Source organism: Candidatus Edwardsbacteria bacterium RifOxyA12_full_54_48 (genome assembly GCA_001777915.1).
Taxonomy (GTDB): domain Bacteria; phylum Edwardsbacteria; class AC1; order AC1; family EtOH8; genus UBA2226.
This window is the reverse complement of record MFFN01000006.1, coordinates 371,987-395,538: the sequence shown is the minus strand read 5'-3', so window position 1 is coordinate 395,538 and position 23,552 is coordinate 371,987. Positions and strand designations below refer to the sequence as shown.

Below are 23,552 nucleotides of genomic sequence, written 5' to 3'. Positions count from 1 at the left end.
CCATGACTGAAGCAAGAAAAAACATTCCGGCCGAACAGGAAAATTATAATTTCGATTCCATGAGGATCGGTCTGGCCTCCCCCGAACTGGTGATGTCCTGGTCCTACGGAGAGGTCACCAAGCCTGAGACCATCAACTACCGGACCTTCAAGCCGGAGCGGGACGGGCTGTTCTGCGAGAAGATATTCGGGCCCACCAAGGACTGGGAGTGCAACTGCGGAAAATATAAAAAGATCCGTTTTCGCGGCGTGGTCTGCGACCGCTGCGGAGTGGAGGTCACCCTTTCCAAGGTCCGCCGGGAGAGGATGGGGCACATCAAGCTGGCGGTGCCGGTGGCCCATATCTGGTACGTCAAATCCCTGCCCAGCCGGGTGGGGCAGCTGCTGGGGGTTACCATGCGGGACCTGGAGCGGGTGCTGTATTACGAATCGTACATAGTGATCGACCCGGGCGCCAGCAGCCACCATAAGAAGGACCTGATCAACGAGGAACAGTGCACCAGGGCCGAGGAGGAGTTCGGCAAGGAATTCGTGGCCAAGATGGGGGCCGAGGCGGTGCGCGACCTGCTGAGGGAGATCAACCTGGACGACCTTTCGGCCGAGCTGAAGGTGGGCCTGAGGCGCGAGGTCTCGGTAGAGAGCAAGAAGGACCTGCTGAAGCGGCTGCGGATCGTGGAGGCCCTGCGCCAGTCCGGCAACCGTCCGGAGTGGATGATAATGGACATCCTGCCGGTGATCCCCCCGGACCTGCGGCCCCTGGTCCCGCTGGAGGGAGGGCGCTTCGCCACCTCCGACCTCAACGACCTGTACCGCCGGGTGCTGACCCGCAACAACCGCCTGAAGAAGATCATCGACATGCGGGCCCCGGAGATCATTTTGCGCAACGAGAAACGGATGCTGCAGGAGGCGGTGGACGCCCTGCTGGACAACGGCCGCCGCTCCCGGGCCATCAAGGGCCGGGGCAACCGTGAGCTTAAGAGCCTGTCCGACATCCTGCGCGGCAAACAGGGCCGGTTCCGCCAGAACCTGCTGGGCAAGCGGGTGGATTACTCCGGACGTTCGGTGATCGTGGTCGGTCCCGAGTTGAAACCATACCAGTGCGGCCTTCCCAAGAGCATGGCCCTGGAGCTTTTCAAGCCGTTCATCCTGAAAAAGCTGGAGGAGAAGGGCTACGTCCAGAGCGTCAAGGGGGCCAAACGGCTGGTGGAGAAGGAGAAGCCCGGCGTCTGGGAGATCCTGGAGGATATCGTCAAGGAGCATCCGGTCCTGCTGAACCGGGCCCCCACCCTGCACCGCCTGGGCATTCAGGCCTTTGAACCGGTGCTGATCGAGGGCAAGGCCATCCGGATCCATCCCCTGGTCTGCGCGGCCTTCAACGCCGACTTCGACGGCGACCAGATGGCGGTGCACGTGCCGCTGTCCTACGAAGCCCAGATCGAGGCGGCCACCCTGATGCTTTCGTCCAACAACATCCTGCTGCCGGCCTCCGGCAAACCGGTGATAACTCCCAAGCTGGACATCGTCATCGGCTGTTATTACCTGACCAAGCCCCGGGCCGACTCCAAGGGCGAGGGCAAGGTGTTCGCCCATCAGGATGAGGTGATCCTGGCCCATCATAACGAGGTGGTTGACATCCATGCCAAGATCAAGCTGAGGCTGGAGGGCCGGATCATAGAGACCACCGTGGGGCGGGTGCTGTTCAACCAGATCGTGCCCAAGGAGCTGGGCTTCGTCAACGATACCATGGTCAAGAAAGCCCTGGACAAACTGGCCATGGCCTCTTTCCGCAAGATCGGCAGCTACAAGACCGCCATGTTCATGGACGAGATAAAGAAGATAGGCTTCAAGTACGCCACCCAATCCGGGGTGACCATCAGCCTGTCGGACATCATCGTTCCCTCCGAGAAACAGGCCCTGATCAACAAGGGCATCGAGTCGGTGGAGAAGATCCAGGGCCAGTACCGCAAGGGGGTCATCACCGACACCGAAAGATATAACAAGATCATCGACACCTGGACCCACGTCAACAACCAGGTCACCGAGAGCCTGCTCAAGGGCATGGCCGAAGACAAGAAAGGCTTCAACCCGGTTTTCATGCTGTTCGATTCCGAGGCCCGGGGCACCCGGGAGCAGGTCCGGCAGTTGGGCGGCATGCGCGGCCTGATGGCCAAACCCCAGAAGCGTTTCACCGGACAGGAGATCATCGAGACCCCCATCCTGAACAACTTCCGGGAGGGGCTGACGGTGGTGGAATATTTCATCTCCACCCACGGAGCCCGGAAGGGCCTGGCCGACACCGCCCTGAAGACCTCGGAGGCCGGCTACCTGACCCGGAGGCTGGTGGATGTGGCCCAGGACATCATCATCACCGAGGACGACTGCGGCACCATTCTGGGCGATGAGCGCGGAGCCTTAAAAGAGGGCGAGGACATCATCGAGACCCTCAAAGACCGCATCCTGGGAAGGGTGGCCATGGAGGACGTGGTCAGCCCCATCACCGGGGAGATCATCGCAAAAGCCGGCCAGGAGATAAACGAGGAGGCGTCCGAGGAGATCGAGGAGGCCGGCATCGAGAAGGTCAAGATCCGTTCGGTGCTTACCTGCGAGGCCAAGCGCGGTCTGTGCCGCAGGTGTTACGGGCGCAACCTGGGCACCGGCCACCTGGTGGACATGGGCGAGGCCATCGGCGTGATGGGGGCCCAGAGCATCGGCGAGCCGGGCACCCAGCTGACCCTGAGGACCTTCCACATCGGCGGAACCTCGTCCCGCATCGCGGCTCAGTCCAAGGTCACCGTCAAGATCCCGGGCACCCTGGAGTTCAAGGGTCTGGAGACCGTCACCATGGAATCGGGCGAGGTGGTGGCCATCAACCGGGACGGCGAGATCATCCTGCACGGCGAGAAGAACAACGTCAAGACCCGCTACAGCGTGCCTTACGCCTCGGTGCTGAAGGTGGCGGACAAGGCGGCGGTGCTGCCGGGAGACGTCATCTTCGAATGGGACCCCCATACCGCAGCCATACTGGCCGAGCACACCGGCACGGTGCAGCTGGCCGACATGGTGCCCGACGTCACCATCTCCGAGGAATTCGACGACATCACCGGCATGCGGCGGCCCATGGTCATCGAGAGCAAGGACCGGAGCCTGTATCCGCATATAAATATCGTCGACAAACGCGGCAAGGTGCGCTCCAGCTACCCCATCCCCATAGGGGCCCGGATCATGGTCCAGGAAGGCCAGAATATCACGGCCGGCGAATTCCTGGCCAAGACCCCGCGGGAGATATCCAAGAGCCGCGATATCACCGCCGGCCTGCCCCGGGTGGCCGAGCTGTTCGAGGCCCGCAAACCCACCGATCCCGCTGTGGTCACCGAGATCGACGGACGGGTCAAGTTCGGCGAGATCTCCAAGGGCCAGCGGACCATCATCGTCAAGAACGAGAACGACGAGGAACGGGCCTACCTGATACCCCACGGCAAACATCTGTACGTCAGGGAGGGAGACCGGGTCCGGGCCGGAGAGAAGCTGACCGAGGGCTCCATCAATCCCCACGACATCCTGCGGATCAAGGGGCCCGGCGCGGTCCAGGTGTACCTGGTCAACGAGATCCAGGAGGTCTACCGTCTGAACGGAGTGCACATCAACGACAAGCACATCGAGGTGATCGTCCGCCAGATGCTGCAGAAGATAAAGATCGAGGACCCGGGCGACGCCATCTTCATCGAGGGGGACCAGGTGGACAAGATCCAGGTGCGCGACGAGAACGAGCGGGTGATGCGCGAAGGCGGCCGGCCGGCCACCTTCCAGTCGCTGCTGATGGGCATCACCAAGTCGGCCCTCTCCACCTCCAGCTTCATCTCGGCGGCCTCCTTCCAGGAGACCACCCGGGTGCTGACCGAGGCCGCGGTCCAGGGCAAGACCGACTTCCTGCTGGGCTTGAAGGAGAACGTCATCGTGGGCCGGCTGATCCCGGCCGGCACCGGACTGAAGCGCTACCGCAACCTTAAGATCGTGGAGCAGCAGAGCCAGGACGAGGAGGAGCTGGCCCCGGCCCCGGCGGCAGAGCCGGAATTCGATGAAGACGAGGAATAGGATACTGCACAGAAGGCCGGCTTCATGCCGGCCTTCTTCATTCTGCATATAACCGACAAAACGCCAAGACGCGAAGTGCGCCAAGAGGATATTTAAAATAAGGTTGTGCGAACTTTGTGCCGGAGTTTATCCTTACAATACACCAAATTGCTAATATTTTTAAAACAGGATATAATCAGATCATGAAAACAATTTTATTGCGCAAGAACCAGGAGCGCCGGATCAAGGCCGGGCATCCCTGGGTGTTCTCCAACGAGATCTGGAAAATGCCGGAGAGGCTGTATCCCGGCGAGGACGTCCAGGTGTCCGACTCCCGGGGCCACCTGATCGGCAGCGGTTTCTACAACCCCCATTCGCTGATCTCGGTCCGGATCTACTCCCGGGAGCGGCGGGAATTCGACCGGGAGCTGATCAGGGAACGGCTGAAGCAGGCCGACGACCTGCGGCAGAGGTTCTATCCCGGATCCAAATTCTACCGGCTGTGCTACGGCGAGTCCGACGGCCTGCCGGGGCTGATAATCGACCGCTACGACCGGCAGCTGGTGCTGGAGATCATGTCGCTGGGGACCGACTGCCGCAGGGAGTTCGTGGTGGAATCGCTCAAGGAGCAGTTCGATCCGGAATGCATCTACGAGCGTAGCGACAGCTATTCCCGCAAGCTGGAGGGTCTGGCCCCGGCCATCGGAGAGTTGCAGGGCCGGCTGAGGCCGGAGGTGATCATCGAGGAGAACGGCCTGAAATTCTCGGCCGACCTGATGCACGGCCAGAAGACCGGCTGGTTCTTCGACCAGCGGGACAACCGGGCGGCCCTGCATCCCTATGTCCAGGGCCGGACGGTGCTGGACTGCTTCTGCCACACCGGGGCCTTTGCCATAAACGCGGCGGCCGGCGGGGCCTCCGAGGTCACCGGGATGGACATATCGGAACCGGCCATCGAGATGGCTTCAAAAAATGCCGGGCTCAACGGCCTGCAGCAGACCTGCCGGTTCCGCAAGGCCGATGTGATGCAGGAGCTGAAGATCATGTCCGAATCCGATGTCAAGTACGATCTGGTGATACTGGACCCCCCGGCCTTCGCCAAAAACAAGAAATCCGTGGAGCCGGCCCTCAAGGGCTACAAGGAGATAAACTTAAGGGCCATGAAGCTCCTGCCGCGGGGCGGGATCCTGGTGTCCTGCTCCTGTTCCTATCATATAGAAGAGGAGCAGTTCCGGGTGATGCTGGTGGACGCCGCCCGGGACGCCGGACGGACCATCAAGCTGCTGGAGTTCCGGCACCAGGCCAAGGACCATCCGGTGCTGCTGGCCAGCAAGGAGACCCAGTATCTCAAGTGCGCCTTTATGGCCATAGAGTGAACACCACCCCTTAAATCCCCTCCTTGATCAAGGAGGGGATAGGGGAGGTTAAAAGCGTAAAGATAGTAGCAATATAAACGCAATTGCTGATTTGATTTTAGGGATTTACTTATGGTAGGCCAGCTTAAGCCGGCCTTGGTGGATGCCCAGCGATACCATTAATGATATCGCTGGTTAATCATCAATGGTCATAAATGACCATAACTTGATGTCAGCATAAATATATTATTTGCATCATAAAGGAAAATTAATTATCCTCACTCGAGTAAAATCCCGCTGGCGTTCCCCCGGAGGCTACCGCGAGGTCCTGGTGATGGCCCTGCCGCTGATCATGAGCACCGCCTCGTGGTCGGTCCAGCATTTTGTGGACCGGATGTTCCTGACCTGGTATTCCCCAGAGGCCATCGCCGCGGCCATGCCGGCCGGCATGCTGAACTTCGCCCTGATGTGCATCTTCCTGGGCACCGCCGGGTATGTCAGCACCTTCGTGGCCCAGTATTACGGGGCCAGGCAGGAAAAACAGATCGGCCCCATGATCTGGCAGGGGATCTACATCGCCGCCATCGGAGGTCTGCTTACCCTGCTGCTGATACCCTGGGCCGGCGACATCTTCCGGTGGGTGGGACACGAACCGCTGGTGCAGAAGAACGAGGCGGTATATTTTGCCATCCTGTGCGCCGGGGCCCTGCCGGCCCTGGCCGCCTCGGCCCTGTCGGGCTTCTATTCCGGCCTGGGAAAGACCGTGCCGGTGATGTGGGTCAACATCGCCGCCACCGCCATCAACATCGTCTTCGACTACCTGATGATCTTCGGACACGGCGGATTCCCCGAGATGGGGATGGCCGGGGCGGCCTGGGCCACGGTATTTTCGGCGGTGTTCTCGGTGGCGGCCTATGCAGCGCTGATCTTCCGGCCCAAGTATAACCGGATCTACAACACCCTGGGCGGATGGAGGTTCGACAAGACCCGGTTCGGGTCCCTGCTGAAATTCGGGTTTCCCAACGGCATCCAGTTCTTCGTGGACATGGCCGGGTTCACCTTTTTCATCCTGCTGGTGGGACGGCTGGGCAGCGACAACCTGGCGGCCTCCAACATCGCCTTCAACGTCAACACCCTGGCCTTCATGCCCATGATCGGGTTCGGGATCGCCACCTCGGTGCTGGTGGGCCAGTATCTGGGCGGGGAAGACCCCAAAACCGCCAGCCGCAGCGTCTACTCGGCCTTCCACCTGACCTTCATCTACATGGCGGCGGTGGCCCTGCTGTATTTCTTCTGGCCCGATCTTTTTTTGATGCCCTTCGCCGCCAAGGCCGATCCGGCCCGGTTTGAAAACATCCGACGGACCACAATTATCCTATTGCGGTTCGTAGCGATCTATTCCCTGTTCGACGGGTTCAACATCATCTTCTCCTCGGCCATCAAAGGAGCCGGCGACACCAAGTTCGTGATGTACATGGTGCTGGCCCTGTCCCTGGGGCTGCTGTCGATCCCCAGCTATCTGGCCATCGTGGTGATGAAGGCCGGGATATACGTTTCCTGGACCATCGCTTCGGTCTATGTGGTGGCCCTGGGTTTGGCCTTCTATTTCCGCTTTTTGGGCGGCAGGTGGAAGGGCATGAGGGTGATCGAGCCGGCGGCCCCGGCCCTGGTGATGCATCCGGAAACGCCGGCGGTGGAGTGACCGCTTGAAAATTAAAAAGGGCTGCTGAAAAGCAGCCCTTTTTTACTGATAATAGGTAACTATCTAATATTTTGATTTGCACAATATTCGGGACATTCAGAGTAATGCCTAAATTTATTAAGCTTGGTTGTTCTATCTATGTGTGAACCAGAGATACAGGCTATGCCTTGAGCGAATGGTGGTGCATGTGTGTCATCAAACAAATTTACTTCGGGGCAAACATTATTAAAATAAAAAACATCTTTACTTTTTGAACAAGATGATGCTTCGCATGTTTCGGGTAAATAATTGTTTCTAAAATCGTTGGTCAGTTCCCCCGCTGATATTAAATAAGCGATAGGGTCTTTAATTCCAATTTTATCATAATAGCTAAAAAACAATATTGTATTTGCCCTTCGCATACAGTTATTCAAAACGGGGCACCTAAATGGTAATCCCCTTTTTGAGCTTATTTTGCAGTATTCATCCTTCGTTATAATATTTTTCATTTGTTTGCCTTATTTTAGCCGTGTTTGGAATTCTTGAATTACATCACGATACTTTTTTAAAACCCTATCCCATGTTTTGAATTTTTCATCTTCTTTTACGCTGGCATTTGGATCATTTGTTTGTTCGCTTACAAGTTTAATTTTATAAGTCAAAGGTTCGTCGCTACCGCCCTTAACTATGATCCTAGTCCGGACTTTCCCGCTATTAAAAGGGGTAACAACCCAGTTGGTCTTAAGATAGCCAGTGGCTTTGTCGGATATTTCAACTTCATCAAAATAATTAGTAACAATATTATTAACTAACTTCCAAGCTTGTCCTTCGGTTAATTTTTTATTAACAACTTGAGAAAAATCAACGTTAGCCATATCCGATTGAATAGAAGCGTCAAAGGCTTGGTCTTTATCTAGAATAATATTGTTTTTATATTGAAATTGTTTTCCTTTTAAATTTGAGAATGTTCCAATCCATGTAACATAGCCTTGTTTTTCGATGCGTGTAATAACCTTTTCGTTTTCTGTTATAGGCACAGAAGCTGCCCCAGTACCCTTAAGCTCATTATCCACATATATCTTTGCATCCGGTTCTGAAGTTGTTATTTTCATAACACGCGTTGTTGAACATCCTATAATTAAAATAGGCAGAATGGCGATAATAATCAGCTTTTTCATTTCCCCCTCCCAATATTTAAATTTGTATTTTGATAATAATACGCCCAATAGTCGTATTTGTCAATAACAAAATAACGACAATAGACACTTTTTAATTATCGGCTATTCTGGTAAACTCTGACAGTCTATATTAGGGGTAGCCATGAGCAAAATCAGCAAAATATTGGGCCAAAAAATAAGGTATTTACGAAAGGCCAAAGGGTTTACCCAGGAAAAACTGGCCGAACTTTCCGGCTTGGATAATACCTATATAGGGGCCATAGAACGGGGTCAAAGGAACCCGTCAATAGAAAGCGCTCAAGCAATTGCCAAGGCGCTGAACATATCTTTAAAAGATTTGTTTGATGACAAACAGTTCAAAAAGAACGAAACTACTATTAAAACAAAAGAAATTCAAAAAATAGCCATAATTTTGGAAAAACAAAAATATCACATAATCCGCTCCGCAAGCGTTTGTATAAAAGAACTTATAAAATGTGCCAATGGCAAGTGAAGCCCCCGGGAGGGGGCTTTTTTTATTATAATTGACACCCTCTAAATTTTATGATAAAATCAATGCCTGTATTAAATTTATAAACCCATAACTCAATAGATAATAAAAGATTATGAACATCGTCGTCTGTATCAAACAGGTGCCGGACACCACCGATGTCCGGATAGATCCGGCCACCAACACCCTGATCCGGGAGGGGGTGCCCTCCATCATCAATCCCTTCGACATGTATGCCATCGAGGAGGCCCTGAGGCTTCGGGAGAAGCTGGGGGGCAAGGTCACCGTAATCTCCATGGGGCCGCCCCAGGTGATCGATGCTTTGAGAGAAGCCATCTCCATGGGGGTGGATGACGCCGTCCTGCTCTCCGACCGGGCCTTTGCCGGGGCCGACACCTGGGCCACCTCGTACACCCTGTCCATGGGTATCAGAAAAATGGGCGGGGCCGATGTCATCCTGTGCGGCAAGCAGGCCATCGACGGCGATACCGCCCAGGTGGGACCCGGCGTGGCCGAATTCCTGGACATTCCCCAGGTGACCTACGTCAAGAAGATCGAGCAGATCGACGATAAAAAGGCCCGGGTGTGGCGGATGACCGAGGAAGGCTACGAGGTGGTGGACACCTCCCTGCCGGCCATGTTCACCGTGGTCAAGGAGATCAACGAACCGCGCCTGCCGTCGCTGAAGGGCAAGATGAGGGCCAAATCGTTCCAGCCCACCGTCTGGAAGGCCGCCGATATCGCGGCCGACGAGAAGAACATCGGGCTGAACGGCTCGCCCACCAACGTGGTGAAGATCTTCACGCCGCCGGTGCGCTCGGGAGGGGTGATCCTGCAGGGCGATATCAATGAAGCGGTGGAGAAGGTGGTCAACGGACTGAAAGAACAGCAAATAATCTGACAGACCTCTCCCCTGCCCCTCTCCTAATGCTTTAGGAGAGGGAAGGGTGAGGCTAAGAAAAGTAAGGAGCCAAATGAGCGATATAGAGATAATCCCAGACAAATGCGTGGGCTGCGGGGCCTGCCTGGCCTCCTGCCCCTACGGGGCCATCAGCCTGCAGGACAACCTGGCGGTCATCGACGACGACAAGTGCACCCTGTGCGGGGCCTGCGTGGCCTCCTGCGGCTTCGATGCCATCCTGCTGCGCAAGGATGCGGTGGAGAAGGCCGACATCTCGGGCTTCAAAGGGGTGTGGGTGTTCGCCGAGCAGAAGAACGGCCAGGTGCAGAGCATCTCCTACGAGCTGATGGGCGAGGGCCGCAAGCTGGCCGATGCCCTGGGGGTGGAGCTGGCCGCGGTGATCATGGGCAAGGACATCGGCCCGGCCTGCCAGGATCTGATCCAGCGCGGGGCCGACAAGGTCTATGCCGCCGACGATCCGGCCCTGGAGCATTTTTGCGACGAGCCTTATGCCAGGATCATGGCATCCCTGATCAAGGAGTATAAGCCGGAGATAGTGCTGGGCGGCGCCTCCACCATCGGCCGGGCCCTGATCCCCAAAGTGGCCATCAAAGCCCGCACCGGACTGACCGCCGACTGCACCTCTTTGGCCATCGACGAGGAGAGAAGGATCCTGCTCCAGACCCGTCCGGCCTTCGGGGGAAATATAATGGCCACCATCATCTGCCCCAACCACCGGCCCCAGATGGCCACGGTGCGGCACAAGGTGATGAAGGAGGCCGAGTGTGATAAAACCCGCCAAGGCCAGATCATCAAAAAATCATACGACAAAGCCGCTTTGGCCTCCCGCACCTCGGTGGCCCAGGTCGTCGAAGAAGCCACCAACATGATCAAGCTGACCGAGGCCGACATCATAGTCTCCGGCGGCCGGGGGCTGAAGGCCCCGGAGAATTTCAAGCTGGTGGAGGCCCTGGCCCGGGCGGTGGGCGGCGCGGTGGGGGCCTCCCGGGCGGCGGTGGATGCCGGCTGGATACCCTACTCGCACCAGGTGGGCCAGACCGGCAAGACGGTGGCTCCCAAGCTGTACATCGCCTGCGGCATCAGCGGGGCCATCCAGCATCTGGTGGGCATGCAGTCCTCCGACTGCATCATCGCCGTCAACAAGGACCCCGAGGCCCCCATCTTCAAGGTGGCCAGTTTCGGGATAGTGGGCGATGTCTTCGAAGTGCTTCCGGCCCTGACCAAGAAACTGCAGGAAACCTGCGGAAAGTAATAGAAAGGAAAAGATGTCTAACGATTTTGTGGGGATGGGCGGGGCCCTGATCGTCTGCCTGATCGCCCAGACCATAGTCTTTATCGCCCTGGCCATCATGGCCGGAGTGATATCCCTGGTGGGCCGGCTGGCCGGGGATAAGAACGGTACCCCGGAGGTCCAGCCGATGCCGGTCCAATCGGCCGTACCGGCCGAAACCGATGACTCCGAGATCGCCGCGGTGGTGATGGGGGCCTTATCGGCGGAACTTGATCTGGCCGGCGGACAGGTCAAACCCGCGGCGGGACAGGGCAGCTCCTGGCGGCTGGTCTCCCTTCAGGAAGCGGCCAGCAGGGGGGGCAGAAGATGAACACCATAATTCACCACCTCTCACTGCTGATCCAAATGTCCGGGATGGCCAATCTTTCCCTGGGCAACGTGATCATGATGGCGGTCTCCCTGACCCTGGTCTACCTGGCGGTTTTCAAGGGATTTGAGCCGCTGCTTCTTCTGCCCATCGGGTTCGGGGCCTTTCTGGCCAACCTGCCGCTGTCGAACGTGGTGGGGCCTGATGGGCTGCTGACATTGATCTACAACGTGGGCGTCTCCACCGAGGTTCTGCCCACCATGATGTTCATGGTGATCGGGGCCCTGACCGATTTCGGCCCGCTGCTGGCCAATCCCACCACCTTTCTGATGGGGGCGGCAGCCCAGTTCGGGGTCTTCGCCGCCCTGCTGATAGCCACCGCCCTGGGCTTCAACCTGGCCGAGGCCGGGGCCATCGGCATCATCGGCGGGGCCGACGGGCCGACCGCCATCTTCACCGCCAGCAAGCTGGCCCCGCACCTGCTGGGGCCGATCGCGGTGGCGGCCTACACCTACATGTCGCTGGTGCCGCTGATCCAGCCGCCCATCATGCGGCTGATGACCACCAAGAAGGAGCGGGCCACCGTGATGAAACAGCTGCGGCCGGTCAGCCATCGGGAGCGGATAATATTTCCCATTGCCATCTCCATCATCACCGCCCTGCTGCTGCCCCAGGCCATCGCCCTGATCGGGACCATGATGCTGGGGAACATCATCCGGGAGAGCGGGGTCACCGAAAGGCTTTCCCAGACCCTGCAGAACGAGATGTGCAACATCGTCACCATTTTGCTGGCTGCTTCGGTGGGCGCCACCATGGAGGCCGGCAATTTCCTGAGCCTGTCCACCCTGAAGATAGTGTCCCTGGGGCTGGTGGCCTTTGGGTTCAGCACATTTGGGGGCATGCTGCTGGGAAAATTATTCTACATCGTGAGCGGGGGAAAGGTCAATCCGCTGATCGGCTCGGCCGGGGTCTCGGCGGTTCCCATGGCGGCCCGGGTCTCCCAGGTGGAGGGGCAGAGGGCCAACAAGAATAACTTTCTGCTGATGCACGCCATGGGTCCCAATGTGGCCGGGGTGCTGGGCACCGCCATGGCGGCCGGGGTGCTGATCTCCCTTTTGAAGTAAAATTATAGTCTTCAGCTGATATGATTGAAACAGAAACCTTTATAGAACGCTGATTCACGCAGATTTATTTGGTAAATGTTTGGTCCAACCTGAAATAATTCCTGCATTCATGGTTTCCTTATAGATGCAATCTTTAAAAAATAAATTTATAGAAGGGCCAAAAAAATGTCTCACGGAAAAGTCAAATTCAACACCCTGGCGGTGCACGGGGCCGGCATGCCGGACCTTACCAAGATCCGTCCGGTATCCATGCCCATCTACCAGTCATCAGAATTCGTTTTTAATTCGGCCGAGCAGGGCGCGGCGGTGATGTCCGGGCAGGAGCCGGGCTTCGTCTACACCCGGCTGGGCAATCCCACCAGCCAGGATTTTGAAAAACGGATGGCCCTGCTGGAAGGGACCGATGAGGGCATATCCTTCGCCTCGGGTCTGGCGGCCATCGCCGCGGTGATACTGACCTACTGCCGCCCCGGCGACAACATCATCTCCTCGGCCCCCATCTACGGGGGGACCTTCGGGCTGTTCAAGGACCTGCTGCCCAAGATGAACATCGAGATCATCTACCTGCCGGCCAATGACATTCACAACCTGCTGGCGGCCAAGGCCAACGATAAAACCAAGCTGGTCTACATAGAGACCCCGGCCAACCCGACGTTGGATGTGGTGGACATCGCCGAGACCGTCAAGGCCGCCCAAAAGCACAATCTGAAAGTGGTCATAGACAACACCTTCGCCACGCCCTGCCTGCAGAGGCCGATCGAGATGGGGGTGGATATCGTCCTGCACTCGGCCACCAAGTACATCTGCGGACACGGCGACACCATGGGCGGGGTGGTGGTTGGGCCCAAGGCCGAGATCGACCAGATCCGGCCCATGGCCTTCAAGAACCTGGGAGGATCCATCGCGCCCCTCACCGCCTGGCTGATGTCCCGCGGCCTGCAGACCCTGCCCCTGCGGGTGGAGCGCCATTCCCAGAATGCCATGATCATCGCCCGATTTTTGGAGAAACACCCCCAGGTATTGCGCACCTGCTATCCGGGCCTGGAATCCTGTCCGGCCCATAAGATCGCCAAAAAACAGATGAGCGGCGGCTACGGCGGGGTGCTGGCCATCGACCTGAAGGGCGGGCGCGAGGCCGGCCGCAAATTCCAGAACAACCTCAGGCTGTGCAAGCTGGCGGTCAGCCTGGGCAGCGTGGACACCCTGGTCACCCACCCGGCCTCCACCACCCATCTGGCCTATTCCGAGGAGGATCTGGCCTCGGTGGGCATGACGGCCGGTTTCGTCAGGATAGCGGTGGGCATCGAGGACCCGGAGGACATTATGGCCGACCTGGAACAGGCGCTGGCTAATATCTGAAGAATAGCAAATGGTCATCTCGATACTGGCCGGTGGTCGAGTATCTCGCCGAAGGCAGGATGTATCGAGACCCCGGCCAACTCGATGACCATTTGCCAATCTGCGCCGGTAGCTTCCTTCGACCGGACTTCGATAAACTCAGCCTGGCAGCTCAGGACAAGAGGCAAGGAAGCCAGGCATCAAGGTAGTCATAATATGCGCCTGTAGCTCAGCTGGATAGAGCATCGGACTTCGAATCCGCAGGCCGCCCGTTCGAATCGGGCCAGGCGCACCATTAGGTTTGGGTTTTTCCTATAATAGTTTTAGGTGTGAACCGTCCGCCTCCGGTGGAGAATCGGGCCAGGCGCACCAGAAGACACAATATCAGGCATTTCGTTTTCTCTTGACTAAAATCTTATAATAAGGTAAAATTAGCCCGTAAATAACAGCATCAACATATTTTATAACACATTGTATCATATGGATATATAGATTGTTGAAGATATTGGCTCGCAAGCGATTAAAAACTTGCGGGCTATTTTTGAAATGAAATTCATAACTTAAGGCTAGTACCTTTGCTCACAAACCATTAAATGGAGGAACAAATGAAGAAGGACCTTCTCTCGGTAGCGGACTTGAATAAAAAGGAGATGGATGATCTTTTTGCGCTGGCGATAAAAATCAAGAAGCCGACCAAGGCCGGGAAATCACCCAAACTTTTGGCCGACAAGACCATGGCCATGATCTTCGAAAAACCGTCCCTGCGCACTCGGGTCACCTTTGAGACCGGCATGACCCAGCTGGGCGGGCATGGAATATTTTTGGAAATGTCCCTGGGCAAGCGGGAGTCGACCCCGGACATCGCCCGCAACATCAACCGCTGGGTGGACCTGATAATGGCCCGCACCTTCGCCCACAAGAGCATCGTGGAGATAGCCGAGAACACCGACATACCGGTGATCAACGCCCTGTCGGACCTGGAGCATCCCTGCCAGATATTCGCCGATTTCCTGACCATCCTGGAGCACAAGAAGAAATTCAAGGGCCTTAAGCTGGCCTACATCGGCGACGGCAACAACGTCTGCAATTCGCTGCTGCTGGCCGCCGCCACTTTGGGCGTCAACATGACGGTGGGCTGCCCGCAGGGCTACGAGCCGGACCGGGGCATCTGGGAGAAGGCCCAGGGGTTGGCCGCCAAGACCAAGACCACCCTGCAGATCGTGCGTGATCCGCGAGAGGCCGCCCGCAACGCCGACGTCATCTACACCGACGTCTGGGCCTCGATGGGCCAGGAGTCGGAGAAGGAGCTCAAAGCCCGGGTGTTCGCCCCCTACCAGATCAACCGGAATATCATCGACGTAGCCAAAAAGGATTCCATCTTCCTGCACTGCCTGCCGGCCCACCGGGAGGAGGAGGTCACCAGCGAGGTGCTGGACGGCCCGCACTCCCAGGTGCTGGACCAGGCCGAGAACCGGCTGCATATCCAGAAGGCGATAATGGTGACCCTGGTCAAGAACAATGCCCGGAGGCCCAAGGCCAAAAAGAAGAAATAAAAATAATTAGTGCCACCCCGAGTGCTCGCGGTGGCACTAATAACAACTACCCATAAAGGAGACCATCATGGGCGTTTTAGGGGGAATAGGAATTATATTCTACGGCCTTTTCATGCTGCTGGTGCTGGGGTTGGGGGTCGTGTGGTTCTACTTCAGCCTGCGCTTTTTCAAGCAGGCCACCGAGTACTACCAGGCGGAGCTTAATGACCGAGCCAAAAAGCAGGAGCAGATGAGCGAACTGCTGGCCAAGTTCGACCAGCTGGTGGATGTGCTCAAAGTAAAGTAGCCCGTCTGGGTATTAAGTATCCAGTATACTGTATACCGGGTGCTGTATACTTCTTTTATCATTGCATACAGGTGATATGAATTTCTACAAGATGTCCGGCAGCGGCAACGATTTCGTCCTGCTGGATAACCGCGACGGGCAATTGCCCTCCGATCTCTCCCCGCTGGTCCAAAGATTATGCCACCGCCGCAACGGGGTGGGGGCCGACGGGGTGCTGGTCATCGAAAGATCGGCCCAGGCCGATTTCCGGATGCGCTATCTCAACGCCGACGGCGGCGAGGCGGCCTTCTGCGGCAACGGCGGGCGCTGCATCGCCTGGTTCGCCCATTCCATCGGGGCGGCCGGCCAGGCGATGTCATTCCAGGCCGGGGACGGCCTGCATAGGGCCGAGGTGGTTGATGACCGGGTGAAACTGCAGATGCGGGAGCCCCGCGACTTCGACCTGCGGTTCCTGCTGGAGCTGGACCAGCGGGGATTTTCGGCCTCCTTTGCCGATACCGGGGTGCCGCACGTGGTGATCCCGGTGGCCGAGCTGGATGACTTTCCGGTGGTGGAGACCGGCCGCAAGATCCGGCACCACGACAGATTCCAGCCGGCCGGGACCAACGCCAATTTCATCGAGATCGCCGACCGACACCACCTTAAGATCCGGACCTACGAGCGGGGGGTGGAGGACGAGACCCTGGCCTGCGGCACCGGAGCCACCGCGGCGGCGGTGGTGGCGGCCCGACTGGGGATGGCCGAGTCCCCGGTGGAGTGCCTGACCCGGGGCGGGGAGACGCTCACCATCCATTTCCAGCTGGACGGCGAGGCGGTCAGCCAGGTCTTCCTGGAGGGTTCTGTGAAGCTGGTCTTCCAGGGGGAAATCCTGTCATCCTGAGACGGCTGGCAAACGTCGCTGGGCGTTGGATGACAGGGTCACCCATTCAGCTTGTTGGGCATGGTGTTTGGCTCAGGGTGACATGAGTGAAGTCAGTTCAATATCAAGCCGGCTCGTAAGGACCTGCTGGATTGAGGTCGGGGGTTGACCGCTTTTCAAACAATCAAAATTACTTTGTGTCTTAGTGTCTTGGTGGCAAAGCCTTTTTTGAAAATTTTATGATGGAGGATATATGACCAAATGGCTTAAGGGCGAGGGGCTGACCTTTGACGACGTGCTGCTGGTCCCCCAGAGATCCGAAGTGCTGCCCAACGAGGTGGAGATCGGCACCAGGTTCTCCCGGCACATAAAGCTGAACATCCCGCTGGTGTCGGCGGCCATGGACACCGTCACCGAGCACCGGCTGGCCGTGGCCCTGGCCCGGGAGGGCGGCCTGGGGGTGATCCACAAGAATCTGGCCATCGAGGATCAGGCTTCCGAGGTGGACCGGGTCAAGCGTTCCGAGAGCGGGATGGTGTCCAACCCCATCTCCCTTTCGCCGGAGCACCTGCTGATAGACGCCCTGGCCATGATGAGAAAATTCTCCATCTCAGGCATCCCCATCACCGACCCGGGAGGCCATCTGGTGGGCATCATCACCAACCGGGACCTGGTGTTCGAAAAGGACCACACCAAAAAGATCGGCGATGTGATGACCAAAGAGAACCTGATCACCGCTCCGGTGGGCACCACCCTGGACGAGGCCAGCCGGATCCTTCACCAGCACCGGATAGAAAAACTGCCCATCGTGGATAAAAAGGGGATGCTGAAAGGGCTGTTCACCGTCAAGGATGTGATGAAAAAGGAGAAGCACCCCAACGCCTGCAAGGACAGCCAAGGCCGCCTGCGGGTGGCCGCCGCCATCGGGGTGTCCGGCGATTTTCTGGAGCGGGCCGGGGCCCTGGTGGCTGCCGGGGTGGACGCCCTGGTGATAGACACCGCCCACGGCCATTCCATCGGGGTCATAGCCGCGGTCAAGAAGGTCAAGGCCAAGTTCCCCAAGGTGGACCTGGTGGCCGGCAATGTGGCCACCGCCGAGGCCACCCGGGAGCTGATCCGGGCCGGGGTGGACGCCGTCAAGATAGGGATCGGGCCGGGCTCCATCTGCACCACCCGGGTGATAGCCGGGGTGGGGGTGCCGCAACTGACCGCAGTGATGGAGGCCAGGGCGGTGGCCCTTAAATACAAGATACCGATCATCGCCGACGGCGGGATAAAATACTCCGGCGACATCGTCAAGGCGCTGGCGGCCGGGGCCGACTGCATCATGATCGGGAACATCTTCGCCGGCACCGAGGAGAGCCCGGGCGAGACCATCCTGCTGCAGGGCCGCAGCTACAAGGTCTACCGCGGGATGGGATCATTGGGCGCCATGCGCAAGGGCAGCGCCGACCGGTATTTCCAGGAGAAGAACACCGAGGAGAAAAAGTTCGTGCCCGAGGGCATAGAGGGCCGGATACCCTACAAGGGCCCGCTGGCCGATACTGTTTATCAGTTGATCGGGGGTTTGAAGAGCGGGATGGGATACTGCGGGGCGGCCAATCTTAAGGCCCTCCAGCAGAAGGCCACCTTTGTGAGGATAACCAACGCCGGCTTGAAGGAAAGCCATGTGCATGACGTGGTGATCACCAAGGAGGCTCCGAACTACGAGGTGGAGCGGGGATAGGCCCCATGCTTGCCGGGATGTTTGTTTGAGGGGGAATGATAAAGGTCGGGCGATGGTTTACAGTATGAGTTGCAATGATAAGTGGCAGGCGGTGTTTGAATTGTTTGAACGTTTAAACTGGCTTTTAAGAAATATCTCTATGTCTTGAGAACTATCGCATATCGGGAAATTAATCAAAGGAAATATAATGAAGAGAGCTGTTCTTTCATTAACAAGCTTAGTGCTGCTGGTCTTCGGCTGCAGCAAGGAAACCCCCACCAGCGCCGAGGATCCCTCCTTCACCGAGACCTACCATTCGGACTACGAGATCCTTCCGGTGGAATTCGATCTCACCGTTTTCACCCCGCCGGTCCAGATCGAGGACACCAGCGGCGCCGCCGCGCCCGGCGGGATCTTCAAGGCCAGGGCCCAGGCCATCCTGGACAATCTGGACACCACCAAATACGAACACTACTCCGGCCGGGTGATGGACGAGGCCTCCGGCACCTACATCTACGATTGCTCCGGCCTGGTGGGAGATTTTGTCATCCGGCAGGCGCTGTACGACCATTACCAGGACCTGGCGCTGTTCGCCAATGCCTTCCACACCTTCGATCCCCGGCCCCGGGCCTGGGGGTTCTACGATTATTTCCGTGACATCCTGGGCAACGACGCCGGCGGGGAAGCCAACCCGGTGGGCCAGAACAAATACTGGAAGGTGTTCCTGGCGGCGGATTCCATCAGGAAGGGCGACATCATCGTGGTGAAATACGACCAGGACTGGCGGAAGCAGTACCAGGACCGGGAGAACAAGGACGCCAGCACCGGCCATGTCATGATCGCCTGGAGCCAGCCCATCATCATCGGCAGCGAAGCCACCATCAGGATACTGGACTGCGCCAGCAGCGGCCATTACGGCGATACCCGGGACAGCGCCGGCACCGCCAGCCTGGACGGCAGCGGGATAGGGGTGGGCTGGATGCGATACGGCCTTTCCACCAACGGCCGGAACCGGCCCTATAAATACCACTGGAAGCTGGGGGGCCAGTGGTACGGCCTGTGGACCGGAAGCTACGATTACTACAACCGCCTGGAGGGGATCCTGATCGCCCGGCCCATTTAAGGGGAAAATATCCAGCGCTTTTAAAGAAGAGATATGAAGAAAAGGATCTTCGCCCCGGGCTGCGGCCTGATGCTGTACAAGCCGGAACTGGCCGGCAAACTGCATTCCCTGCTGAATGAAAACTTGGGCCCGATGAACCGGCTGGATATCTGCTGTCACCATGATCCGCAGTTTACCGAAGCGACCGAGGTGATCAACATCTGTCCCGGCTGCGACAAGCGGTTCCGGAACGATTACCAGAATACCTCCACCATCTCCCTGTGGGAGATCCTGGCCCAGAGCGATTTCTTCGAATTCCCGGACCATGCGGGCCGCCGGATGTCCATCCTCGACGCCTGCCCCACCCGGGACCAGGAGCGGGTGCACCAGGCCGTCCGGACCCTGCTGAAAAAGATGAACATCGAAGTGGCGGAGCCGGCCCACACCCGGACCAAAAGCACCTGCTGCGGGGACAGCTTTTACGGGGTCATCCCGGTGGAACAGGTCAAGGCGCAGATGACCAAGCGGGCCTGGGAGATGCCGGCCCAGGAGGTGGCGGTCTATTGCATATCCTGCATAAAATCGATGCATATAGGCGGCAAACGGCCGCGTTACCTGATAGACCTGCTGTTCAGCGAGGAGACGGTGCCTAAGACCTATGAGCCCGGCGCCTGGCACGGGGAGCTGGACGATTACATAGCCCGGCACTGAATATGTCGCAAATGATAAAATCCCTGGTTTGCCTGGTTCTGCTGGCAGGCTGCCGGGCCTCAAGCGAACCGCCAATTCTCAACAAGACCAAAGACAGTGATGGCAACAAAATGAAGAGCATTTCGGTAATCCTTCCAGCCTCTTTGGATAAAAGGAGAATCGAATTCGAGCAGGCTTTGACGGCGGCCCGGAAAATGATCGGTGACTTTGCGGGGAAAAATGGCTGGGCACCTTTGGCAACAGAAAGTTTTGCCGATAGCTTTGTGGTCTTTGCCGACAAAGGAATGTTCGATGAAGCAATATTGAAAAGCGCCGGTTTGGATATCGGCGCCAAACTGCCCAAAACCTATTCGGCAGCTTTGGAGAACAGGATCTTAATGGCGGTGACCCCGGAGATATTCATAGAGAATTTTCCCGAGGGCAAAGAGGATGATTATTACGCCAAACTGCTGGCTCATGAAATGGCCCACCGGCTCCATATCAGGATATTGAACGGCAATGAGGAGGCCATGGGCCCGGTCTGGTTTTTCGAGGGGTTTGCCATATATGCGGCCGACCAGTTGAAATTGAAGGACTACCGGATGAGCCCCGGGGAAATATGGAGAACCATAGGGGACCCGGAACGGGGGGATTACCGGAAATACGGTTATATATTCAGGCATTTTGCACAAAAAGCGCCACTGGACACCTTGATTCTTAGAGCGGGAGATAATGATTTCATAACATGGTTGCATACCTTGGGGCATAATTAAAAGGTTGCCCTGTTTTTCTTTTTGGAATGAATAGGATGGAATAATACCATGATCAACTTAATCATCTGCGGGGCGGGCGGCCGGATGGGCCAGGCCCTGATCGAAGCCTGCCGGGAGAATTCTGATTTTACCATCGCTGGCCTAATCGAAAGCCAGGGACATTCGATGATCGGCCAGAAATTCGGGGACACTCTGCCGGAGCTGTCGGCGGATCTCGGCAAAATAATAGACCAAGGCGATGTGGTGATAGACTTCACCTCGCCCGAGGCCTCGCTGAACAACGCCCGGATCGCGGCCCAGCATAAAAAGCCCATGGTCATCGGCGCCACCGGGATCAATGACGGGCAGATGAAGGAACTGCAGGAGCTCTCCCAAAAGGTCCCCCTGCTGGTCTCCTCCAACCTGTCCATCGGGGTCAACCTGCTTTACGACATCATCTCCCGGGCGGCCAAGACCATCCCCGGCAACTTCGATGTGGAGATCATCGAAACCCACCATAAGAACAAAAAGGACGCCCCCAGCGGCACCGCCAAGAAGCTGCTGTCCGAGATAACCGCGGTGCGGGGCGGCCGGCCGGTCTATCAGCGGGAAAACTCCAGCCAACCCCGGGCCGAGGGCGAGATCGGAGTGGTGTCCATCCGGGCCGGGGACATTGTGGGCGAGCACACGGTGATCTTTGCCGGGCCGGGCGAGCGGCTGGAGTTCACCCACCGGGCCCACAGCCGGCGGGTGTTTGCCGAGGGGGCGCTGGCGGCCGCCAAATTCCTGGCCCAGGCCAAGCCCAGGATGTACGATATGAAGGACGTGCTGGCCTAACCAACTCAACCCCCCGCCATTAGCAGGCAGTACATATAGGCGGGCAAACTGCCCCTTCCCGTTTCGGGAAGGGGGACAAAAGAAAACAAGAAAGCGGATATATGAAAATAAATATTTTGATCGCACTGGCTTTGTCGGCCTTCACCATCGGCTGCGTCAGCGGGACCCCCGAGGAGCATTTCGACCAGGGGGTGCAAGCCTTCCAGAGGGGCGACACCCTGATGGCCATCGGCGAGTTCCAGAAGGCCGTCAAGCTCAGGCCGGATTTCGCCCCAGCCTATTTCAACCTGGGGATCTGCTATTCCACTCCCCAGAACCGGGAGACGGCCATAGAGAATTTTACCCAGGCGGTCAAGTATAATCCCAATTACACCGATGCCATAATCGCCCTCAGCCAGGCCTATGCCAGGATGGAAAAATTCGACCAGGCCGTCGAAACGCTCCAAAAAGGCCTGGCCGGGAATCCCAACCAGCCCTCCCTTTATAGCAATATGGCCTACTGTTTTCTCAATATGCCGGCCAACGATTCGGCCATCGTCTATTATAAAAAGGCCTACCTGCTGGATTCCTGCAGCAGCGAGATCAGCTACAACCTGGCCTACGCCATGACCGACCCCAAATACCTGGACGAATCCATCCGCTACCTGCGACGGGCCGTACTGTGCGAAGACCAGAAGATGGAGGCCCACTACCTGCTGGGCTCCAGGCTGGCCGCCAAGAAAGATCGCACTTCGAAGGAGACCTCCGAGGCCATAAAGTCTTTGGAGAGATATCTGGAGAGCGGACAGGGCGGCATGGTCCAGAATGATTTCGCCAAAAATAAGATCAAGGAGCTGAGGGGAAAATAATGAGGATAGTATCCGCCGACCGGCTGCAAAGGCTGCCGCCCTATCTGTTCGCCCAGCTCAACGCCAAGAAGAAGGAGCTGCAGGATAAGGGGGCCGACATCATCGACCTGGGGGTGGGCGATCCCGACCTGCCCACGCCCAAGCATATCGTGGACGCCCTGTGCGCCCAGGCCGGCAACATCGAGAACCATTGCTATCCCACCTACGACGGGATGCTGTCCTTCCGCCGGGCGGTGGCAGCCTGGTATCATAAAAGATTCTGGGCCGCGCTCGATCCCCAAAATGAGGTGGTGGCCCTGATGGGCGCCAAGGACGGCCTGGCCCACATCTGCTGGGCCCTGTTCGGGCCGGGCGACAGGGTGCTGTGCCCCGATCCGGGCTATCCGGTCTATGCCGCCCAGACCATGTTCGCCGGGGCGGAGATAGTCAAATACCCGGTCCGGCCGGAGAACCAATACCTGCCGCTCATCGCCGATCTTCCCACCAAAAACATCAAGGCCATATTCCTGTGCTACCCCAGCAATCCCACCTCGGCGGTGGCGGACCTGGATTTCTATCGGGAGCTGGTCGAATGGGCGGTCAAGAACCAGATCATCATCCTCAACGACGGGATATATTCCGAGATCGCCTTCGACGGATACCAGCCGCCCAGCATAATGCAGGTGGAGGGGGCCAAGGAATGCGCCATCGAATTCCACTCGCTCTCCAAGACCTACAACATGACCGGATGGCGGATAGGGATGGCGGTGGGAAACAGCGATATCCTATCAGCCCTTCTCAAGATAAAGACCAACACCGATTCCGGGGTGTTCCAGGCGGTGCAGTACGCCGGGATCGCCGCCCTAGAGGGATCGCAGGAATGCGTCAGGGACAACTGCCGGATCTACCAGGAGCGCCGGGACATCCTGGCCGCCGGGCTCAAGAAAATGGGGCTGGAATTCGATCTGCCAAAGGCCACCTTCTACCTGTGGCTGAAGACGCCGGGCAAAACGGGGTCGATAGACTTCGCCGATCTGTTGCTGGAGAAGGCCGGGGTGATGGCGGTTCCGGGGGTCGGTTTCGGGGCCAACGGCGAGGGATACGTGCGGATGGCCCTGACCATACCCAGCCAGCGGATGAAGGAAGCGGTGGAGAGGATCGGGAAGATACTTTGATTAAAAATGC

At 57.7% G+C, this 23,552-nt stretch carries 20 protein-coding genes and 1 tRNA gene; 20 read left to right on the top strand and 1 reads right to left on the bottom strand.

All coding sequences use genetic code 11. From position 1 onward, the window contains the following. Positions 1-2 precede the first annotated feature (2 nt). From A2273_01615 to A2273_01605, 3 genes are all read left to right on the top strand, one after another. Positions 3-4,091 carry a DNA-directed RNA polymerase subunit beta' gene (locus tag A2273_01615; protein OGF06929.1) on the top strand — a complete coding sequence of 1,363 codons (4,089 nt, stop codon included), beginning with the start codon at positions 3-5 and terminating at the stop codon, positions 4,089-4,091. Positions 4,092-4,273: 182 nt separating this feature from the next. Further along, the gene (locus A2273_01610; protein OGF06928.1) at positions 4,274-5,446 is read left to right on the top strand and encodes a hypothetical protein; all 1,173 of its coding nucleotides are present in this window, start codon (positions 4,274-4,276) and stop codon (positions 5,444-5,446) included. Positions 5,447-5,759: 313 nt separating this feature from the next. After that, positions 5,760-7,127 carry an MATE family efflux transporter gene (locus tag A2273_01605; GenBank protein OGF06927.1) on the top strand — a complete coding sequence of 456 codons (1,368 nt, stop codon included), beginning with the start codon at positions 5,760-5,762 and terminating at the stop codon, positions 7,125-7,127. Between the two features lie 497 nt (positions 7,128-7,624). Here A2273_01605 and A2273_01600 read toward each other — a convergent pair whose 3' ends face one another. Beyond that, positions 7,625-8,284, bottom strand: a complete 660-nt coding sequence (locus tag A2273_01600; GenBank protein OGF06926.1) for a hypothetical protein — start codon at positions 8,282-8,284, stop codon at positions 7,625-7,627. A gap of 142 nt (positions 8,285-8,426) precedes the next feature. Here A2273_01600 and A2273_01595 point away from each other — a divergent pair, with 142 nt between their 5' ends. The 17 genes from A2273_01595 to A2273_01515 all read left to right on the top strand — a co-directional run bounded on the left by A2273_01595 (position 8,427) and on the right by A2273_01515 (position 23,542). Continuing rightward, positions 8,427-8,777, top strand: coding sequence for a hypothetical protein (locus A2273_01595; GenBank protein ID OGF06925.1), 351 nt, complete (start codon positions 8,427-8,429; stop codon positions 8,775-8,777). 112 nt (positions 8,778-8,889) lie between these two features. Then, on the top strand, positions 8,890-9,675 hold the full coding sequence (locus A2273_01590; protein OGF06924.1) for an electron transfer flavoprotein subunit beta: 786 nt from the start codon (positions 8,890-8,892) through the stop codon (positions 9,673-9,675). A 73-nt stretch (positions 9,676-9,748) separates the two neighbouring features. Then, on the top strand, positions 9,749-10,948 hold the full coding sequence (locus A2273_01585; protein ID OGF06923.1) for an electron transfer flavoprotein subunit alpha: 1,200 nt from the start codon (positions 9,749-9,751) through the stop codon (positions 10,946-10,948). Between the two features lie 13 nt (positions 10,949-10,961). Continuing rightward, positions 10,962-11,297, top strand: coding sequence for a hypothetical protein (locus tag A2273_01580; GenBank protein ID OGF06922.1), 336 nt, complete (start codon positions 10,962-10,964; stop codon positions 11,295-11,297). Further along, positions 11,294-12,418, top strand: a complete 1,125-nt coding sequence (locus A2273_01575) for a glutaconyl-CoA decarboxylase subunit beta (protein OGF06921.1) — start codon at positions 11,294-11,296, stop codon at positions 12,416-12,418. Before A2273_01580 ends, A2273_01575 begins: the two co-directional genes overlap by 4 nt. A 165-nt stretch (positions 12,419-12,583) precedes the next feature. Beyond that, the gene (locus A2273_01570; GenBank protein ID OGF06920.1) at positions 12,584-13,777 is read left to right on the top strand and encodes a methionine gamma-lyase; all 1,194 of its coding nucleotides are present in this window, start codon (positions 12,584-12,586) and stop codon (positions 13,775-13,777) included. 197 nt (positions 13,778-13,974) lie between these two features. After that, positions 13,975-14,051, top strand: a tRNA-Arg gene (locus A2273_01565). 298 nt (positions 14,052-14,349) lie between these two features. Beyond that, positions 14,350-15,309: an ornithine carbamoyltransferase gene (locus A2273_01560; protein OGF06919.1), complete on the top strand. Its 960-nt coding sequence runs from the start codon at positions 14,350-14,352 to the stop codon at positions 15,307-15,309. Positions 15,310-15,376: 67 nt separating this feature from the next. Beyond that, complete coding sequence (locus tag A2273_01555) at positions 15,377-15,595, top strand: hypothetical protein (protein OGF06918.1); 219 nt, start codon at positions 15,377-15,379, stop codon at positions 15,593-15,595. Between the two features lie 76 nt (positions 15,596-15,671). Further along, complete coding sequence (locus A2273_01550) at positions 15,672-16,475, top strand: diaminopimelate epimerase (protein ID OGF06917.1); 804 nt, start codon at positions 15,672-15,674, stop codon at positions 16,473-16,475. Positions 16,476-16,707: 232 nt separating this feature from the next. Beyond that, the gene (locus A2273_01545) at positions 16,708-18,180 is read left to right on the top strand and encodes an IMP dehydrogenase (protein OGF06916.1); all 1,473 of its coding nucleotides are present in this window, start codon (positions 16,708-16,710) and stop codon (positions 18,178-18,180) included. Between the two features lie 220 nt (positions 18,181-18,400). Continuing rightward, positions 18,401-19,282: a hypothetical protein gene (locus tag A2273_01540; protein ID OGF06915.1), complete on the top strand. Its 882-nt coding sequence runs from the start codon at positions 18,401-18,403 to the stop codon at positions 19,280-19,282. 33 nt (positions 19,283-19,315) lie between these two features. Continuing rightward, positions 19,316-19,972, top strand: a complete 657-nt coding sequence (locus A2273_01535) for a hypothetical protein (GenBank protein ID OGF06914.1) — start codon at positions 19,316-19,318, stop codon at positions 19,970-19,972. A 2-nt stretch (positions 19,973-19,974) separates the two neighbouring features. Further along, positions 19,975-20,724, top strand: a complete 750-nt coding sequence (locus tag A2273_01530) for a hypothetical protein (GenBank protein ID OGF06913.1) — start codon at positions 19,975-19,977, stop codon at positions 20,722-20,724. A gap of 48 nt (positions 20,725-20,772) precedes the next feature. Continuing rightward, on the top strand, positions 20,773-21,540 hold the full coding sequence (locus A2273_01525; GenBank protein OGF06912.1) for a 4-hydroxy-tetrahydrodipicolinate reductase: 768 nt from the start codon (positions 20,773-20,775) through the stop codon (positions 21,538-21,540). A gap of 101 nt (positions 21,541-21,641) precedes the next feature. Beyond that, a complete protein-coding gene (locus A2273_01520; GenBank protein OGF06911.1) occupies positions 21,642-22,388 on the top strand; it encodes a hypothetical protein in 747 nt (248 codons plus the stop codon). Then, a complete protein-coding gene (locus A2273_01515; GenBank protein ID OGF06910.1) occupies positions 22,388-23,542 on the top strand; it encodes an LL-diaminopimelate aminotransferase in 1,155 nt (384 codons plus the stop codon). The genes A2273_01520 and A2273_01515 overlap by 1 nt, the downstream gene beginning before the upstream one ends. Positions 23,543-23,552: the final 10 nt, after the last annotated feature.

Bases quoted from the DNA above. Each gene is read 5' to 3' on its own strand.
- A2273_01525 (OGF06912.1), top strand. From the start codon at position 20,773: ATGATCAACTTAATCATCTGCGGGGCGGGCGGCCGGATGGGCCAGGCC.
- A2273_01520 (OGF06911.1), top strand. From the start codon at position 21,642: ATGAAAATAAATATTTTGATCGCACTGGCTTTGTCGGCCTTCACCATC.
- A2273_01545 (OGF06916.1), top strand. From the start codon at position 16,708: ATGACCAAATGGCTTAAGGGCGAGGGGCTGACCTTTGACGACGTGCTG.
- A2273_01535 (OGF06914.1), top strand. From the start codon at position 19,316: ATGAAGAAAAGGATCTTCGCCCCGGGCTGCGGCCTGATGCTGTACAAG.
- A2273_01615 (OGF06929.1), top strand. From the start codon at position 3: ATGACTGAAGCAAGAAAAAACATTCCGGCCGAACAGGAAAATTATAAT.
- A2273_01585 (OGF06923.1), top strand. From the start codon at position 9,749: ATGAGCGATATAGAGATAATCCCAGACAAATGCGTGGGCTGCGGGGCC.
- A2273_01560 (OGF06919.1), top strand. From the start codon at position 14,350: ATGGAGGAACAAATGAAGAAGGACCTTCTCTCGGTAGCGGACTTGAAT.
- A2273_01595 (OGF06925.1), top strand. From the start codon at position 8,427: ATGAGCAAAATCAGCAAAATATTGGGCCAAAAAATAAGGTATTTACGA.
- A2273_01515 (OGF06910.1), top strand. From the start codon at position 22,388: ATGAGGATAGTATCCGCCGACCGGCTGCAAAGGCTGCCGCCCTATCTG.
- A2273_01555 (OGF06918.1), top strand. From the start codon at position 15,377: ATGGGCGTTTTAGGGGGAATAGGAATTATATTCTACGGCCTTTTCATG.
- A2273_01550 (OGF06917.1), top strand. From the start codon at position 15,672: ATGAATTTCTACAAGATGTCCGGCAGCGGCAACGATTTCGTCCTGCTG.
- A2273_01530 (OGF06913.1), top strand. From the start codon at position 19,975: ATGTCGCAAATGATAAAATCCCTGGTTTGCCTGGTTCTGCTGGCAGGC.
- A2273_01580 (OGF06922.1), top strand. From the start codon at position 10,962: ATGTCTAACGATTTTGTGGGGATGGGCGGGGCCCTGATCGTCTGCCTG.
- A2273_01570 (OGF06920.1), top strand. From the start codon at position 12,584: ATGTCTCACGGAAAAGTCAAATTCAACACCCTGGCGGTGCACGGGGCC.
- A2273_01575 (OGF06921.1), top strand. From the start codon at position 11,294: ATGAACACCATAATTCACCACCTCTCACTGCTGATCCAAATGTCCGGG.
- A2273_01600 (OGF06926.1), bottom strand. From the start codon at position 8,284: ATGAAAAAGCTGATTATTATCGCCATTCTGCCTATTTTAATTATAGGA.
- A2273_01590 (OGF06924.1), top strand. From the start codon at position 8,890: ATGAACATCGTCGTCTGTATCAAACAGGTGCCGGACACCACCGATGTC.
- A2273_01605 (OGF06927.1), top strand. From the start codon at position 5,760: ATGGCCCTGCCGCTGATCATGAGCACCGCCTCGTGGTCGGTCCAGCAT.
- A2273_01610 (OGF06928.1), top strand. From the start codon at position 4,274: ATGAAAACAATTTTATTGCGCAAGAACCAGGAGCGCCGGATCAAGGCC.